The 15,120-nt window shown below is 72.2% G+C and carries 14 protein-coding genes, 1 pseudogene and 2 riboswitches; of the genes and pseudogenes, 6 read left to right on the top strand and 9 right to left on the bottom strand.

All coding sequences use genetic code 11. The annotated features are described in order from the left end of the window. The 6 genes from ACIP82_RS25625 to ACIP82_RS25600 all read right to left on the bottom strand — a co-directional run bounded on the left by ACIP82_RS25625 (nucleotide 1) and on the right by ACIP82_RS25600 (nucleotide 7,272). Nucleotides 1–1,149: a hypothetical protein gene (locus ACIP82_RS25625; RefSeq protein WP_363607269.1), complete on the bottom strand. Its 1,149-nt coding sequence runs from the start codon at nucleotides 1,147–1,149 to the stop codon at nucleotides 1–3. A gap of 47 nt (nucleotides 1,150–1,196) precedes the next feature. Next, complete coding sequence (locus ACIP82_RS25620) at nucleotides 1,197–2,261, bottom strand: NlpC/P60 family protein (protein WP_400656568.1); 1,065 nt, start codon at nucleotides 2,259–2,261, stop codon at nucleotides 1,197–1,199. Between the two features lie 225 nt (nucleotides 2,262–2,486). After that, the gene (locus ACIP82_RS25615) at nucleotides 2,487–3,653 is read right to left on the bottom strand and encodes an NlpC/P60 family protein (RefSeq protein WP_363607267.1); all 1,167 of its coding nucleotides are present in this window, start codon (nucleotides 3,651–3,653) and stop codon (nucleotides 2,487–2,489) included. 10 nt (nucleotides 3,654–3,663) lie between these two features. After that, nucleotides 3,664–3,818, bottom strand: a riboswitch (cyclic di-AMP (ydaO/yuaA leader). Nucleotides 3,819–4,175: 357 nt separating this feature from the next. After that, complete coding sequence (locus tag ACIP82_RS25610; protein WP_363607265.1) at nucleotides 4,176–5,213, bottom strand: NlpC/P60 family protein; 1,038 nt, start codon at nucleotides 5,211–5,213, stop codon at nucleotides 4,176–4,178. A 201-nt stretch (nucleotides 5,214–5,414) separates the two neighbouring features. Then, a complete protein-coding gene (locus tag ACIP82_RS25605; protein WP_400656728.1) occupies nucleotides 5,415–6,824 on the bottom strand; it encodes an NYN domain-containing protein in 1,410 nt (469 codons plus the stop codon). A gap of 184 nt (nucleotides 6,825–7,008) precedes the next feature. Then, nucleotides 7,009–7,272, bottom strand: a complete 264-nt coding sequence (locus tag ACIP82_RS25600) for a hypothetical protein (RefSeq protein WP_363607262.1) — start codon at nucleotides 7,270–7,272, stop codon at nucleotides 7,009–7,011. A gap of 202 nt (nucleotides 7,273–7,474) precedes the next feature. Here ACIP82_RS25600 and ACIP82_RS25595 point away from each other — a divergent pair, with 202 nt between their 5' ends. Further along, a complete protein-coding gene (locus ACIP82_RS25595; RefSeq protein ID WP_363607260.1) occupies nucleotides 7,475–8,257 on the top strand; it encodes a rhomboid family intramembrane serine protease in 783 nt (260 codons plus the stop codon). 41 nt (nucleotides 8,258–8,298) lie between these two features. Then, nucleotides 8,299–8,580 carry an Lrp/AsnC ligand binding domain-containing protein gene (locus ACIP82_RS25590; RefSeq protein WP_030240061.1) on the top strand — a complete coding sequence of 94 codons (282 nt, stop codon included), beginning with the start codon at nucleotides 8,299–8,301 and terminating at the stop codon, nucleotides 8,578–8,580. 8 nt (nucleotides 8,581–8,588) lie between these two features. On the opposite strand, the gene ACIP82_RS25585 is transcribed toward ACIP82_RS25590, so the two are convergent. The 3 genes from ACIP82_RS25585 to ACIP82_RS25575 all read right to left on the bottom strand — a co-directional run bounded on the left by ACIP82_RS25585 (nucleotide 8,589) and on the right by ACIP82_RS25575 (nucleotide 11,871). Beyond that, a complete protein-coding gene (locus ACIP82_RS25585) occupies nucleotides 8,589–9,953 on the bottom strand; it encodes an aminotransferase class V-fold PLP-dependent enzyme (RefSeq protein WP_363607258.1) in 1,365 nt (454 codons plus the stop codon). A gap of 51 nt (nucleotides 9,954–10,004) precedes the next feature. Beyond that, nucleotides 10,005–10,122, bottom strand: a riboswitch (SAM riboswitch). A 118-nt stretch (nucleotides 10,123–10,240) separates the two neighbouring features. Next, nucleotides 10,241–11,317 (bottom strand): anthranilate phosphoribosyltransferase, encoded by a 1,077-nt coding sequence (gene trpD, locus ACIP82_RS25580; RefSeq protein WP_363607257.1) that lies wholly within the window; start codon nucleotides 11,315–11,317, stop codon nucleotides 10,241–10,243. A 128-nt stretch (nucleotides 11,318–11,445) separates the two neighbouring features. Then, entirely contained in the window at nucleotides 11,446–11,871 is a 426-nt protein-coding gene (locus ACIP82_RS25575) for a hypothetical protein (protein ID WP_400656562.1), read from the bottom strand. A gap of 393 nt (nucleotides 11,872–12,264) precedes the next feature. Between ACIP82_RS25575 and ACIP82_RS25570 the strand changes: the two genes are divergently transcribed. From ACIP82_RS25570 to ACIP82_RS25555, 4 genes and pseudogenes are all read left to right on the top strand, one after another. Beyond that, complete coding sequence (locus ACIP82_RS25570; protein ID WP_360184421.1) at nucleotides 12,265–12,885, top strand: heme-copper oxidase subunit III; 621 nt, start codon at nucleotides 12,265–12,267, stop codon at nucleotides 12,883–12,885. Between the two features lie 187 nt (nucleotides 12,886–13,072). Continuing rightward, nucleotides 13,073–13,882, top strand: coding sequence for a c-type cytochrome (locus tag ACIP82_RS25565; RefSeq protein WP_363607253.1), 810 nt, complete (start codon nucleotides 13,073–13,075; stop codon nucleotides 13,880–13,882). 8 nt (nucleotides 13,883–13,890) lie between these two features. Then, nucleotides 13,891–14,949: a Rieske 2Fe-2S domain-containing protein gene (locus ACIP82_RS25560; protein ID WP_363607252.1), complete on the top strand. Its 1,059-nt coding sequence runs from the start codon at nucleotides 13,891–13,893 to the stop codon at nucleotides 14,947–14,949. Further along, nucleotides 14,946–15,120: pseudogene (locus ACIP82_RS25555) on the top strand (ubiquinol-cytochrome c reductase cytochrome b subunit); the annotation flags it as partial. The gene ACIP82_RS25560 and the pseudogene ACIP82_RS25555, both read left to right, overlap by 4 nt.

Raw genomic sequence — 15,120 nt, 5'->3', positions numbered from 1 at the left:
CTAGGGCTCCAGCAGCCGGACCGTCTCGGCCGTCCAGAGCCCGGTGAACTCGGCCAGGCCGAGGCCCAGTTGATCCCGGAGCACCCGGTCCAGCCGCTGGTCCCGGTCGGCGCCCGGGCCCGCCGCGCCGACCGCCCGGTAGAACGCGACCAGCCGCTCGGGCCCGTACCGGCGGGCGATCAGGTCACAGGCCAGCCAGGACTGTTCGTAGGCCTGGGCGATGCCGGTGGCGCCGGCGGTGAAGTCCCTGTCGGCGGGCAGCGCGGCCGGCACCTTCCCGGCGGCGACGTCACGGGCCAGCTCGGGGGCGATCTGCCGCGGGAGGCGCCCGGAGCCCTGGTAGCCGGTCCAGTCGGCGACGCCCTCGGAGAGCCAGAGCGGCGTCCAGGCCCGGGTTTCCGCCCGGGTCGCGACATGCGTCGCCTCATGGGTGGTGACCACCTGGCGGCCGAAGTCGCTGAGCCGCTGGTACGCCCCGGGGTTGACCAGCACCCGGTCCGCCGGGGTGTGCCAGGGCGCCCCGGGCGCCGCGGTGGTGACGGCCGCCATCCCCGTCCAGTCGGCCGGCTCGCCCTCCAGCAGCCGGACGAACTGGGCCTCGGTGGCGGGCAGTTCCAGTAGCAGGCGGCCCGCCCACCCGGTGCCCCAGACCGCGCTGACCGCCGGTACGGCCCGGTCCGCCACGGCCGCGAGCTCCGCCGGATCGGGGCCGTCGGCCAGACCGAGCACCAGGCAGTGGTCGCCCCGTACGGCCCGGAGGGTGCCGAGGTCCCACAGCGGCGGCGGGCCGCCGGCGCTCTCCTCCCGCTCGACCTGCCAGCCGGCCGCGGTCCGCAGCAGGGTGAGCCGGCGCGGGTACACCACCGGCTGGTCGTCGTAGCCGGCCACCCGGACGGCCAGTTCGGCCCCGGCGGTGAGCCGGCCCGGCCCGGCACCGGCGCCGAGCACCAGGTTCCGGTAGCCCGGGTCGACCAACGACAGGCCCGTCGACCCCGCCAGCGCCTGGGCCCGCTCGGTCAGCAGGGCCGCCACCGCGGCCCCGTCATCCGCCACCCGGCCCGCGACCGGCGCCGCCGGGGCGGCCCTGGGCAGCGAGAGCTGGGCCAGTCCGCCCACCGCGAGCAGCAGCGCACCGCGCCGGGACAGCACGCCACAGCGGGCTCCGGCGTCGGTGGCAGAGGTCCGGCCGGTCCGCCTCAGAGCCGGACCACCCCCGCGACGGGCATCGCGCTGACGCTCTCGAAGCGGACCTTGGCACCCGGGTAGGGGGCGTGCACGATCACCCCGCCGCCGGCGTACATGCCGACGTGGTGCATGTCCCGGTAGAAGATCACCAGGTCTCCCGGTCGCGCGTCTGAGAGGCTGACCCGCCGGCCGGCGAACGCCTGGGCCTGCGAGGTCCGCGGCAGGGTCACTCCGGCCTGCTGCCAGCTCCAGTACATCAGACCGGAGCAGTCGAACGCTCGCGGTCCGGCGGATCCGTACACATAGGGCGAGCCGATCATCTTCACGGCGGCGGCCAGCGCGGCGGCACCGCGCTCCGAGGCGGGCGGGACGGTCCCGAGGTCGAGCCGGTCGGTACCGCGGGTGGCACGCTGCTCGGCCTCCCGGGCGTCCTGGGCCGCCATCCTGGCCCGCTCGGTGGCGCTCAGACCGTTGAGCAGCTTCTGCGCCCCGGCCAGCCGCTGCTGGATCTGTTGCTTGCTGTCGGCGAGGGCACGGCGGATCTGCTCCAGTTCGGAGAGCTTGGCGGAGGTCTCGGCCCGGCGCTGGTCGAGCCGGCGCTGGCGCGACACCACCTCGTGCAGCGTGTCGTTCTGCCGCTCGGCGGCCTGGTCGAGGGAGCGCGCCCGGGACAGATAGCCCTCGGGGTCGGTGGAGAGCATCAGCTGGACGGTCTGCGCCAGGCCGCCGGCCCGGTACTCGGCGCCGGCGACGGTGGCGAGGTCGCCGCGCAGCCGGTTGAGCTCGTCCTGGCCGACGGCGATCTGCTGCTGGAGCGTGCCGGCCTCGCTCTGCAGCCGCTGCTGCGCGTCCAGCGCCGCGTTGTACTTCTCCGACGCCTGTTCGGCCTCGTCGTACAGCTGGTCGATCCGCACCTTGACGTCCTTGCGGTTCTGCGGCCCGTCCGGTGAGCCCGGGGCGGCATGGGCGCTGCCGCCCACGGCCACGCCCAGGACGGTGGTGGCCGCCGCGGTCAGCACCAGCGCGCGGGCGAGGGTGTGCGCACCCGACTGTGGGGAACGGCGGTGCACGGCCATCCGACTGCGGCTCCAATTCTGCGTCCCGGCCTGTGGCCGCTCCGGTGCGGGCGGCTCTGGAAGCGGGTGTCCGGTGGCAGACGTTAGCGAGTCCGGGCGAGCGAGTCCAAACCCCTACCAACCCGAATATTTGACCCTGAATCGGACAGGCGTCCGGCCGGCCGGAAAAGCCGCAGGCCCGGCCTCCCGCGAGGGAGACCGGGCCTGCGAAAGCCTGACTCGGGGTCAGAGCCGCACGATGGTGGAGACCGGCATGTTGGAGGCCGACTCGTAGCGGACCGAGGCGCCGGGCTTGGGCGCGTGGATGACCTGGCCGCCACCGACGTAGATGCCCACGTGGTGGTTGTCGCCGTAGAAGATCACCAGGTCGCCGGGCTGGGCGTTGGCGATGTTCGAGCCGATCCGGGTGCCGGCGTTGGCCTGGGCCTGCGAGGTGCGCGGCAGCGACACGTTCGCCTGGGCGTACGCCCAGCTGGTGAGGCCGGAGCAGTCGAAGGAGTTCGGGCCGGTGGCGCCGTAGACGTACGGCGCGCCGAGCTTGCTCTCGGCGGCCGCGATCGCGGCGGCGGCCCGCGAGCCGTTGGCGGCCGGGGCGCTGGGCGCGGACGACGTGGACGGCGTGGACGACGCCGACGGCTTGGTGACGGGCGAGGAGGACGGGGTGCCCAGGTCGCCGCGGCCGTTGTCGCGGGATGCCCGGTCGGCCTCGGCCTTCGCGGTCGCCTTGGCGGCGTCCGCCTTGGCCTTGGCCTCGGCGGCGGCCTTCTCCTCGGCCGCGCGCAGCGCCTCGCGCTCCTGCTCGGTCAGCGTGTTGAGCAGTTCCTGGGCCTTGGCCAGCTTGCCCTGGATCTCCTCCTTGGACGCCTTCAGCTGCTGGGTGGTGGCCTCCAGCTCGCCGAGCTTGTTCTGGGCCTCGGTGCGGTCCTGGTCGAGCCTGCGCTGCTGCTCCTGGAGCTCCTTCAGCTGGCCCGACTGCGAGCTGCCGGCCTGCGTCAGGGTGCCGGCCTGGGTGAGGAAGTTGTCCGGGCTGGAGGAGAGCATCAGCTGAACGGTCGGCGATATGCCGCCGTTGCGGTACTGCTCGCCGGCGATCTCGGCGAGGCCGCCCTGCAGATCGGTCACCTGCGACTGCTGGCGGGCCACCTTGTCCTGGAGCTCGCCGACCTGCTTCTGCAGCTCCTGCTGCTTGGCCTGGGCGCCGTTGTACTGCTCGGTGGCGACCTCGGCCTGCTCGTTGAGCTTGTCGACCTGCTCCTTGACCTGATCCTTGGTCGGCGTCGGGTCGGCGTGCGCGCCCGACTGCGCGGAGAGGGCCACGGCCGCTGCGGCGGCCGCGGTCAGGATGGAGACGCGGGCACGGCCGGCGGGCTTGGGACGACGATGGGACGCCACGAAGGCGGACTCCTTCTTCCTACGTCCGCCTACCGGGTGAGCTGACGGGTTCGGGCCGGAAGCGTGCCCTACGGCGCCTCACCGACCGTTCCACCGGTCGACCTGGCGCCGATTCACCCCGGAGGAACTTGGTTCCCCGGCTCCGCTCCACAGCGTCCCCGACTGCTGGACTCCCCGTCGGGCAGTCACCTGCCCCGCTGCTTCACGAACTCGACGGTAACCCCCGCCGTCACCCGGGATGGGTGATCGACTGCACGGTGGTTCGAGGCATGACCCTAGTAACAGAACCGTGATCCGTTCAAATCCTTGTCAGAAAAAAGACGGAAGAATACCCAAGTTCATTTGTGAATATGACCGAATGTGATCACAACCGCACGCGGGGCTGATCATTACTCACAATGCGGGTCGAGAGCGCCCGACCGGGGCGTGTCCCACATCACAGCAGCGGGCCGGCCCGGCCGGGCGTGTCGACCTATCAGGGAATGTCCGGATCGGGGGCTTCTGCCCCCAATCGACGAACCGTCAGACCCGGCGGATGGCGTTGATCTTCATCGCGTCGGCCTTCATCACCTTCACCACGTCACCGGTGTGCGGCGCGTGCACCACCATGCCGTTGCCGATGTACATCGCGACATGGCTGCGGTCGTCGCGGTAGATGATCAGGTCACCGGGCTGCGCCTGGTCCAGCGAGGGGACCCGGGTGCCGACGCCGGCCTGCGCCTGCGAGGTGCGCGGCAACGAGACATTGGCCTGCTTGTACGCCCAGACCATCAGACCGGAGCAGTCGAAGGTGCTCGGCCCGATGGCACCCCAGACGTACGGCGAGCCCTGCTTGCTCATCGCCTTGGCGACGGCCACCCCGGCGTACCCGCCGGCCTGCGGCAGGCTGCTCAGGTCGGTGCGCTCGCTGCCGCGCGAGGCCCGGTCGTCCTGCTGCTGCTGCGCCTTCAGGGCGGCCCGGTCGGCCGCGCTGAGCGAGTTCAGCAGCGTCTGGGCCTCCTTGAGCTTCTGGTTGACGTCCGCCTTGGCCTGGTTCAGATCCTTGGTGGTGCTGTCCAGGGAGGCGAGGACGGCGGCCGCCTCGGCCTTCTGCTGGTCCAGGCGGCGCTGCTGGTCCTGCAGGCCCTTGAGCGCCTCGGACTGGCTGGAGCTGGCCTGCTGGACGCTGGAGGCCTTGTCCAGGTAACCCGACGGGTCGGAGGAGAGCATCAGCTGCACGGACGGGTCGATGCCGCCGGTGCGGTACTGCTCGCCCGCCACCTCGGCCAGCCCGGCCTGAAGCTGCGTCATCTGGTCCTGGCCGCGGGCCACCTGGTCCTGGAGCTGGTCCGCCTGCTTGCGCAGCTGGTCGGCCCGCTCCTTGGCGCCGTTGTACTTCTCGGCCGCCTGCTCCTGCTCCTCGTTCAGCTGGTCGATCTGCGCCTTCACGTCCTCCTTCTTGGGGGAGGGCGCGGCGTGGGCGCCGACCTGGGCGGAGAGGGCGACCGCGGTCGCAGCGGCAGCGGTGAGCACGGAGACCCGCGCGCGGCTCGGCTGCTTGGGACGGCGGTGGGAGGCCAAAGTGATCGGTTCCTTCTTCCAACGGACTCACCCGTTTGAGTGAGGATCCGGAAAATAGGTTTGACGCCAGACCCTAGTGAAGATCCACGCTTTCCGCCACTCCCCCGATGGCGTGAACCTCCACCGGCGGCCTGACTTCACGGGATCCACACACTGCCGCAAACCGGGCGCTGACCAGCGGTCACTCCGGTCCCTCCGGCATCAGGGCCGGGCCAGCCGGTTCAGCAGCAGGACGGAGGCGACGGGGCGCGCGCCCGCCTTGCGCACGCCCTCCGCGACCTCCCGGTCGGTGGAGACCACCACCACCGGACGGCCCTGCGGCTCGGCCCGCACCAGACGGCGGATCAGCTCGTCCGCCGTCTCCCCGGTCCGGCTGAAGCGCACCCGCACCCCGCGCGGCGGCGCCATGATCACCGGCACGTCCAGGTCCTGCCCGTCGAACACACAGGTGACCTCCGCCTGGGTGCGCTGGGCCAGCATCGCCAGCCCGCCCAGCAACCGGATCCGCTGCTGCTCCAGCGGCAGCGCCGGATAACCGGTCTTGGTCACGTTGTAGCCGTCCACCACCAGATGCACCTGCGGGATCGCCAGCAGCTGGTCCAGCAGCGCCGGATCGTCCTCCGCCAGCCCGCGCCGGGCCACGTCGTGCGGCGAGGCCGAGCCCGGCACCACCGCCTCCACCAGGTCCGCCGGGCGGATCTGGGAGACCGGCAGCGCCAGCTCCCGCTGCAGGCCCTGCGCCGACTGCAGCACGGTGTCCAGCAGCAGCCGCAGCCGCATGTCCTCGACGCTGCGCCCCTCGCGGGCCGAACGGCGGCCCTGCTCGGCGGCGGTCTCCAGTTCGGAGATCCGGTGCCGCAGCCGCCGGGCCTCACTCTCACCCGCGCCGCGCTCGGCGGCCGCCTGCGTCCTCAGCGCCTCCAGCTCGGCGGTGACCCGGCGGGTCTCCGCCTGCGCCCGGCGGGTGTCGCTCTCCAGCGACCGCACCTTCTTGCGCAGCGACTCGGCCTCCTTGCGGACGTCCTCCGACTCGGCCCGCTGCCGGTCCAGGTCCGCCCGGGCGGAGGCCCGTACCTCCGCCAGCTCCGCCTGCAGCTTCTCCGCCAGCCGGGCCGCCTCGGCGGCGGCGCCCTCGGCGCCGGCCCGCTCGGCCTGCTCCCCCGCCTCGGCGACCAGCCGGCTCCAGCCCGCCGACCGCACCAGATAGGCGGCGGCCGCCACGTCCATCGGGTCGGCGGCGCCGGGCACGTGGCCCGCCTCCAGCGCCTTCACCAGGTCCGGCTGGCCCAGCCGCAGCCGCTCCGCTATCCGGAGCCGGAAGGCCGGCTCCGACTCCAGTGCGGCGGCCAGCGCGGTGGCCGCGTACTTGGCCCGCCGGGCCGGCGTGAACTTGGCGTACTGCCGCAGGCTCTGCGGCAGTTCGGCGGGCGGCAGCCCCCCGAGCGCGTCGGCGGCGAGGCCCACCACCCGGCGGCGCACACCCTCGGGCAGCGGCCGGTCGAGCGTCTCGACGGCCCGGTCTGCCGCCGGCTCGTCACCGCCCGACTCCTCGGCGGGGGCCCCGGTACCGGACGGGGCGGCCTCGGCCGCGTCCGGCGCCTGCCCGTCCACAGCGGGCTGCCGCCCCTGCGGCCCGGCGGGCTCCTTCGCTGCGTCCACCACGTCCTCGGCTCCGATCCTCGTCCAGCGGGGTACGGCCCGCGGCCGTCGCCCTCGTCGTCACGCTCCGTGCGTTCTGTCTGTATTGTCCCCGTGCGGTGAACGGCCGCGCACCGTCCACCCCACGGACCGGGCGTCAGCCCTGCTCAGCGGCGGCCTCTCCGGCCTCGGCACCGGGACGGGCCACCAGTTCGACCTGGTCCACCGCGTTGCACCAGCGGCAGCGCACCGACTCGATGGTCTCGCTGAGCACCTCGGTCTCCTCCACCTTGGACTCGCCGGCCAGGTCGAAGTGCAGGTACTCGGTCACCCGGGCGGAGCGGGTCACGTCGAAGCGGGTCAGGTTGCCGCACAGGGTGCAGCGCCAGCGCGTCTCAGCGGTCAGGGCGGGGACGGTCATCGGGGGTCCTCTCGGGTGGTCCCTGGGTGGGCTCAGGCGCTCCCCCCGGAGCCCCGGCGTCGGCGGCGGGAGGCGGGAATGCCCGCCCCAAGCCTATTGCCTGAGGCAACCGTCCCGACCACCGGTCGCGGCGATCGGGACGGTAGCCCACCTGCCGTACAGCGCGGTGTCGCCCGCGCCGGGCGGAGGGATGCTTGGCCGCATGGCGATCACGGTCCTCGACCACACCGGCGCACGCGGCGGGCCCCCGGCCGCGCCCGCCCCGGCCGTCACCTACGCCCTGATCGCGCTCAACACGGTGGTCTTCCTGCTCGGCCCGGCCGCCGGGCTCAACCCGCTCTACGGCCGCGGCCAGGCCAGGGTCTGCGCGGAGCAGCGGTACGAGCAGCGCTGGGGCGCGGTACCGGCCGAGCTGCTGGCCGGCCGCCCGCTGACCGCCGGACAGCTGGCCGAGGCCCCCGACCCGGCGCCCGGCTGCCCGGCCGCCCCGACCCCGGGCAAGCACCCGGCCCTGTCCGTGCTCAGCGCGCTCTTCCTGCACGCCGGCTGGCTTCACCTGCTGGGCAACCTGCTCTTCCTCTACGTCTTCGGCCCCACCGTGGAGAAGCGGATGGGCCGGGCCCGCTTCGCCGTCTTCTATCTGGCGGCCGGCAGCCTGGCCACCTACGGCTTCGCACTGGCCCAGGCGCACTCGCCCGGCTCGACCACGGTGCTGATCGGCGCCTCGGGGGCGATCTCGGCGGCGCTGGGCTGCTATCTGCGGCTCCACCCGCGGGCCCGGGTGACCACGCTCGTCCCGCTGCTGCTCTTCCTGCCGCTGCGGTTCCCGGCCTGGCTGGTGCTCGGGCTCTGGTTCGCCCTGCAGTGGTGGTCGGTCCACTCGGCCGGCCCCGGCGTCGCCTACCTGGTCCATGTCATCGGGTTCTCGGCCGGCTTCCTGTACGCCTGCACACCGGCCGGCCGCCCCCCGCGACGGCCCGTCTGACGCCCGATACCCTGGCGGCACCCCACAAAGGAGCCCGAACAGTGATCACCGCCATCGTCCTGATCAAGACCAGCGTCGACCGCATCCCGGAGATCGCCGAGGCGATCGCGGCCATCGAAGGCGTCAGCGAGGTCTACTCGGTCACCGGCGGCTACGACCTGGTGGCGATGGTGCGGGTGCGGCGGCACGACGACCTGGCCGAGGTCATCCCCGGCCGGCTGAACAAGGTCCCGGGGGTGGCCCACACCGAGACCCAGATCGCCTTCCGCACCTACTCCCAGCACGACCTGGAAGCCGCCTTCGCCCTCGGCCTGGACGAATAGCGGGACGATCAGCCCGCGCGGCGCGTGTCCGCGACGCAGCGGCCGCCCTCGTTGCGGTAGTTCCAGGCCGCCCCGTCCGTGACCAGCTCGCGGACGGCGGTCAGAAAGCGGTCGATGTGCTCGTCCGGGGTGCCGGCGCCGAAGCTGACCCGGATCGCGTTGAGGCTTCGCTCGCCCGGCAGCGACGGCTCGGGCGCACCGCACTCGGACGGCGCGACGTCCTCGTCGCCGAGCAGGGTGCGGACCAGCGGGTGCGCGCAGAACAGGCCGTCCCGCACGCCGATGCCGTACTCGGCGGAGAGCGCGGCCGAGAAGTGCGAGCTGTTCCAGCCCTGGACCACGAAGGAGAGCACGCCCACCCGGGCCGAGTCGGCGCCGAACAGGTTCAGCACCTTCACCTGCGGGACGTCCGCCAGGCCCGCCTTCAGCCGGGCGATCAGCTGCTGCTCCCGGGCCTCCAACGCGTCGAAACCGGCCTCGGTCAGCGCCCGGCAGGCCGAGGCGATGGAGTAGACACCGATCACGTTCGGCGAACCGGCCTCGTGGCGGGCCGGGCCGGTGTGCCACTGGACGGCCACCGAGCCGTCGGCCTCCCGGGCCACGGTCCGGGTGGCACCGCCGCCGGCCAGGTACGGCTCTGCCGCGTCCAGCCAGTCGGCTCGGCCGGCCAGCACCCCGGCGCCGAACGGCGCGTACAGCTTGTGGCCGGAGAAGGCGATCCAGTCCACGCCCAGCTCGCGCACCGAGACCCGGTGGTGCGGGGCGAGCTGGGCGGCGTCCAGCACCACCCGGGCGCCGTGCCGGTGGGCGGTCGCGGTGAGCTCGGCGACCGGCCACAGCTCACCGGTGACGTTGGAGGCGCCGGTGACACAGAGCAGCTTGGGGCCCTCGGGCGCCTCGGCCAGCGCGGCGTCCAGGGCGGCGACCGCCTCGGCGTGCGAGCGCGGGGCGCGCAGGTAGCTGACCGCCAGGCCGGCGTGGCGCCAGGGCAGCAGCGAGGCGTGGTGCTCGGTCTCGAAGGCGAACACCCGGGTGCCGGCCGGGACGGCCCCGGCGAGCAGGTTGAGCGAGTCGGTGGTGGCCCGGGTGAAGACCACCTGGTCACCCTCGCGCAGGTCGAGGAACTCGCCGACGGTGCGGCGGCTCTGCTCGAACAGGTCGGTGGAGAGCTGGGAGAGGTAGCCGGCGCCGCGGTGCACGCTGCCGTAGTAGGGGGCGTAGGCGGCGACGTCGTCCCAGACCCGCTGGAGCGCCGGGGAGCTGGCCGCGTAGTCGAGCGCCGCGTAGGTGACCTTCTCGCCACTGACCAGCGGGACCTGAACGTCCTGACCGAGGACGGCGAGCGGGGCGCAGATTTCGGTGGAGAGGGACATGGGAATGCACTCCTTCTGGGTCCAGGACCCCGGGAGTGCGTGTCGTCCGGGTGTCCGCGCTTGCCACCCGGACGGTTTGCCGCGTGACCCGGTCCTCACCCAGGGCACCCCGCCACGGACGGAGGGTTGCCGGACAGCCAGCTGGGGCTTTGCGCTGTCACTCATGACCTGGCGAAGACTCTAGGTCGCGCCCGCCGGGCGGTCAAACACGGTTTCACCATCCGGACACCCCGCGAAGACGCCGAAGGGCCGGTGGCGACCCGCCGCCACCGGCCCCAACTGCCTTCTCACGCCCGGGCGGTGGCCTCCGACCAGCGCTTCAGGACGTCCTGCGCCGCGCCCGAGTCGATGGCCTCGGCGGCCCGCTCGATCCCGGCCGCCAGCTGCTCGGCGAGCGGGGCACCGGTCAGCTCCAGCGCCACCAGCGCGGCCGCCGTGTTGAGCAGGACGGCGTCCCGCACCGGCCCGTGCTCCCCCGCCAGCAGCCGACGGGCGACCTCCGCGTTGTACGCCGCGTCCGCCCCGCGCAGCGCCTCGATGCCGACCAGTTCGATGCCGACCTGGCGCGGGTCGAAGGACTCCTCGGTGACGACACCGTCGCGCACGATCCAGACCTGCGAGGTGGTGGAGATGGTCAGCTCGTCCAGACCGTCGTCGCCCCGGAAGACCAGGGCGTTCGAGCCGCGCTGCGCCAGCACCCCGGCGATCAGCCCGGCCAGCCGGGTGTCGAAGCAGCCGATCGCGTGCGAGGTCACCCTGGCCGGGTTGGTCAGCGGGCCGAGGATGTTGAACGCCGTCGGCACCCCGAGGTCGCGCCGCGCCGGGGCGGCGTGCCGCATCGCCGGGTGGAACTTGGCGGCGAAACAGAAGGTGAGCCCGACCTCCTCCGCCACCTCGGCGACCCGGCGCGCGGAGAGGTCGAGGCCGATGCCGAGCTTCTCCAGCACGTCGGAGGAGCCGCTGGCCGAGGAGGAGGCCCGGTTGCCGTGCTTCACCACCTTGGCGCCGGCCGCGGCCGCGACGATCGCCGACATGGTGGAGATGTTGACGGTCTTGGCGCGGTCGCCGCCGGTGCCGACGATGTCGACGGCCGGGCCGGGGATGTCCAGCGGCTCGGCGTGCGCGTACATCGAGTCCACCAGGCCGGAGATCTCGTCGACCGTCTCGCCCTTGGCCCGCAGCGCCACCATGAAGCCGGCCACCTGGACCGGGGAGGCCTCGCCGCTCATGATCCGGTCCATCGCCCAGGCGGTGGCCGACCGGCTCAGGTGCTCGCCCCTCAGCAGCGCCGACAGGATGTCCGGCCAGGTGCGGACCACCTGCGCGGGGTCGTTGCCGCCGTTCGCAGGGTGCACGTTCACCATGGCTGACTCCAGCTCTTGTCGGTTCCCCGGGGTCGGGGACATCCGTAGGAATGGAATCAGCCTATCGAGCGGCGAGGTCCCCCGGTCCGCCCCGGCACCCGCCTTCTCTAGGAGTGAGACGGCACCGCTCAGCGGGCGACCGGCGCCCGCTTCTCCAGCCGGGCGCGGAGCAGGGTGGCGGCGGACTCGGCCAGCGCCACCGGGTCCACCGGGCGGGAGATCGCCGCGTCCGCCCGGCTCCAGGCGGCGAGCCAGGAGTCCTGCGGCCGTCCGATCAGCACCAGCACCGGCGGGCAGCCGTAGATCTCGTCCTTCAGCTGCCGCCCGAGGCCGAGCCCGCCGGCCGGCACCGCCTCGCCGTCCAGGATGCAGAGGTCCACCCCGCCCTTCTCCAGCGCCTTGAGCACGGCAGGGGTCGTCGCGCACTCCAGGTAGGACAGCTCCGGCAGATCCTCGGCGGGCCGGCGGCCGAGCGCCGTCAGCACCTGCTCGCGGGTGTTGCGGTCGTGGCTGTAGACGAGAACGGTGAGCGTCTCGTCGGTCTTGTACGCCATGGGCCCTGCTCCCTCAAGTGTGATCCGGACCACGTTCGCCTGATCCGGATGCTACTCCCGATCACCTGCCGCCGGTCCCTGCCGCGCGATCCCTTCTCAAGCCGCCGCGCCCACGACTCACCCAGTCGGAGGACGGCCCGTCACCCCAGACCTCGCAGTCACCCGTACGGTCGACACGGCGGTCCCTCCTTTACTCCCCACCCACCCCCGAACCATGCAGCGACACGCAGGGCAACAGGGTCGAAGGGGCCTTCGAAGAACCGTCAGAAAAGGGACACGCCGCTGCTCAGCCGCCATCCGGACGCCCCGTCGGCCCCCGGGGGGGCATACCGCACGCACCGGACACTCCGAGGGACACCCCCCGGCGTGAAGACGGAATAAGGGACCGACATAATGTCCGTCGTGGCGACAGCAACAGCAGTAGAAACCGGGCACGCGCACGGATCGGTCAACCGGCCGAACATGGTCAGCGTCGGAACGATCGTCTGGCTCAGTTCCGAGTTGATGTTCTTCGCGGCCCTCTTCGCGATGTACTTCACGCTCCGCTCCGTCAAGGGAGCCGAGTTCTGGAGCGAGAAGGCGCACGCCCTCAACGTGCCCTTCTCCTCGGTCAACACCACGATCCTGGTGCTCTCCTCGCTGACCTGCCAGCTCGGCGTGTTCGCCGCCGAGCGCGGGGACGTGAAGAAGCTCCGCTCGTGGTTCGTCATCACCTTCGTGATGGGCGCGATCTTCATCGGCGGCCAGATCTTCGAGTACACCGAGCTGGTCAAGAAGGACGGCCTCTCGCTGTCCTCGGACCCGTACGGCACGGTGTTCTACCTGACCACCGGCTTCCACGGTCTGCACGTGACGGGTGGTCTGATCGCCTTCCTGCTGGTCCTGGGACGGACGTACGCAGCCAAGCGCTTCACGCACGAGCAGGCCACCGCAGCCATCGTGGTGTCGTACTACTGGCACTTCGTCGATGTCGTGTGGATCGGCCTGTTCGCGACCATCTACCTGATCAAGTAACCAGCTGATCAGGTCACTGGCCACCGGCTCCGGTCCCCGCCCTCACCGGCGACGGGCCTCTTTGCCGGTGCCGACGCTCCCACCGACCGACCGCGCGCGCAGCCCTAGAACAGGCAGCCTCGTGCCGGCCAGACCGGCCGCCGGGTGCACCCACCAGTCGACCAGATCCTGACACCGGGGTTATTCCGTGAAAAAGCTCTCCGCACGACGGCGCCACCCATTGGCGGCGCTGGTCGTCCTACTTCTCGCCCTGGCGGCAACCGGGGGGCTGTACGCCGCGTTCGCGCCCGCCGACAAGGCGCAGGCCGACGTCGCCGCGCAGTCGCTCGCGATCGATGAGGGCAAGAAGCTCTTCGCCGTGGGCTGCTCCTCCTGCCACGGCCTGAACGGTCAGGGCAGCAGCGACGGTCCCAGCCTGGTCGGCGTCGGCTCCGCCGCGGTCGACTTCCAGGTCGGCACCGGCCGCATGCCGGCCCAGCAGCCCGGCGCCCAGGTGCCGCGCAAGAAGAACATCTACTCGCAGTCGGAGATCGACCAGCTGGCCGCCTTCGTGGCCTCGCTCGGCCCCGGCCCGGTGCGGCCGGACCCGGAGCAGTACACCTCGACCAACCCGGACGACGTGTCCAAGGGTGGCGAGCTGTTCCGCACCAACTGCGCCCAGTGCCACAACTTCGCCGGTCAGGGCGGTGCCCTGACCCAGGGCAAGTACGCCCCGTCGCTGGAGGGCGTGGACGCCAAGCACATCTACGAGGCCATGCAGACCGGCCCGCAGAACATGCCGTCGTTCCCGGACACCACCATGCCCGAGGAGCAGAAGAAGCAGATCGTGGCCTTCGTTCGCCACGCCACCAACGATGAGCCCAACCCCGGCGGTCTCACGCTCGGCAGCCTCGGTCCGGTGACCGAGGGCCTGTTCGGCTGGATCTTCGGTCTCGGCGCGCTCATCGCGGTCGCGATCTGGGTCGCCGCCCACACCACCAAGGCCAAGAAGTCATGAGCCACGACATGTCAGAAGAGAAGCTGCCGGAGCCGCACGGCTCCGCCGGGCACCACGAGGTGGCCGCCCACGGCGACCCGTTCGCCGACCCGGGCCTGCCGGCCCACGAACCCCGCCGGACCGACATCGACGAGCGGGCCGCCAAGCGCGCCGAGCGCCAGGTCTCGCTGATGTTCGTGGTCTCGATGCTCGCCACCGTGGGCTTCATCGCCTCCTACGTGGCCATCGACCCGGACAAGATCGTCTACGTCTTCCCGCTGGGTCACATCAGCGCGCTGAACTTCGCGCTGGGCCTGACCCTGGGCGTGGCGCTGTTCTGCATCGGCGCGGGCGCGGTCCACTGGGCCCGCACCCTGATGTCCGACCACGAGGTGCCGGCCGAGCGTCACCCGATCGAGGCTGACGACGAGGTCCGCGCGGACGTCATCGACCAGTTCAAGACCGGTGCCGCCGAGTCCGGCTTCGGCCGCCGCAAGATGATCCGCAACACCCTCATCGGTTCGATGGCGCTGGTCCCGCTCTCCGGCGTGGTCCTGCTCCGCGACCTGGGCCCGCTGCCCGAGGACAAGCTGGCGCACACCGGCTGGCGCGAGGCCACCGAGGCCAAGCCGCTGCAGCTCATCAACATGAACACCAACACGCCGATGAAGGCCGAGGACATCATCGTCGGCTCGCTGACCTTCGCCATGCCGGAGGGTCTGCACGTCCACGACGAGGACTTCCAGCAGCAGATCGCCAAGGACGCCCTGATGCTGGTGCGCATCGCGCCGGAGGACATCAAGGACGACCGCTCCCGGGAGCAGGGCTTCGAGGGCATCCTCGCCTACTCGAAGATCTGCACCCACGTCGGCTGCCCGATCAGCCTCTACGAGCAGCAGACCCACCACGCGCTCTGCCCCTGCCACCAGTCGACCTTCGACCTGGCGGACGGCGCACGCGTCATCTTCGGCCCGGCCGGCCACCCGCTGCCGCAGCTGAAGATCACCACTGACGAGAAGGGCTTCCTGGTCGCCACCGGCGACTTCGACGAGCCCGTCGGCCCGAGCTACTGGGAGCGTGCTCGATGAGTAGCGCGAGCAGCACCACGTCCGGTGCCGCCAAGCCCGCCAGTACGCGCGCCAAGCCCGCCAACAAGTGGGAGCAGGCCGCTGACTGGACGGACGGCCGGCTGGGGATCTACTCCCTGGCCAGGGCCAACCTCCGCAAGATCTTCCCGGACCACTGGTCCTTCATGCTGG

Source organism: Kitasatospora sp. NPDC088548, assembly GCF_044753005.1.
Lineage (GTDB): Bacteria > Actinomycetota > Actinomycetes > Streptomycetales > Streptomycetaceae > Kitasatospora.
This window is presented reverse-complemented; position numbering and strand designations above follow the sequence as displayed.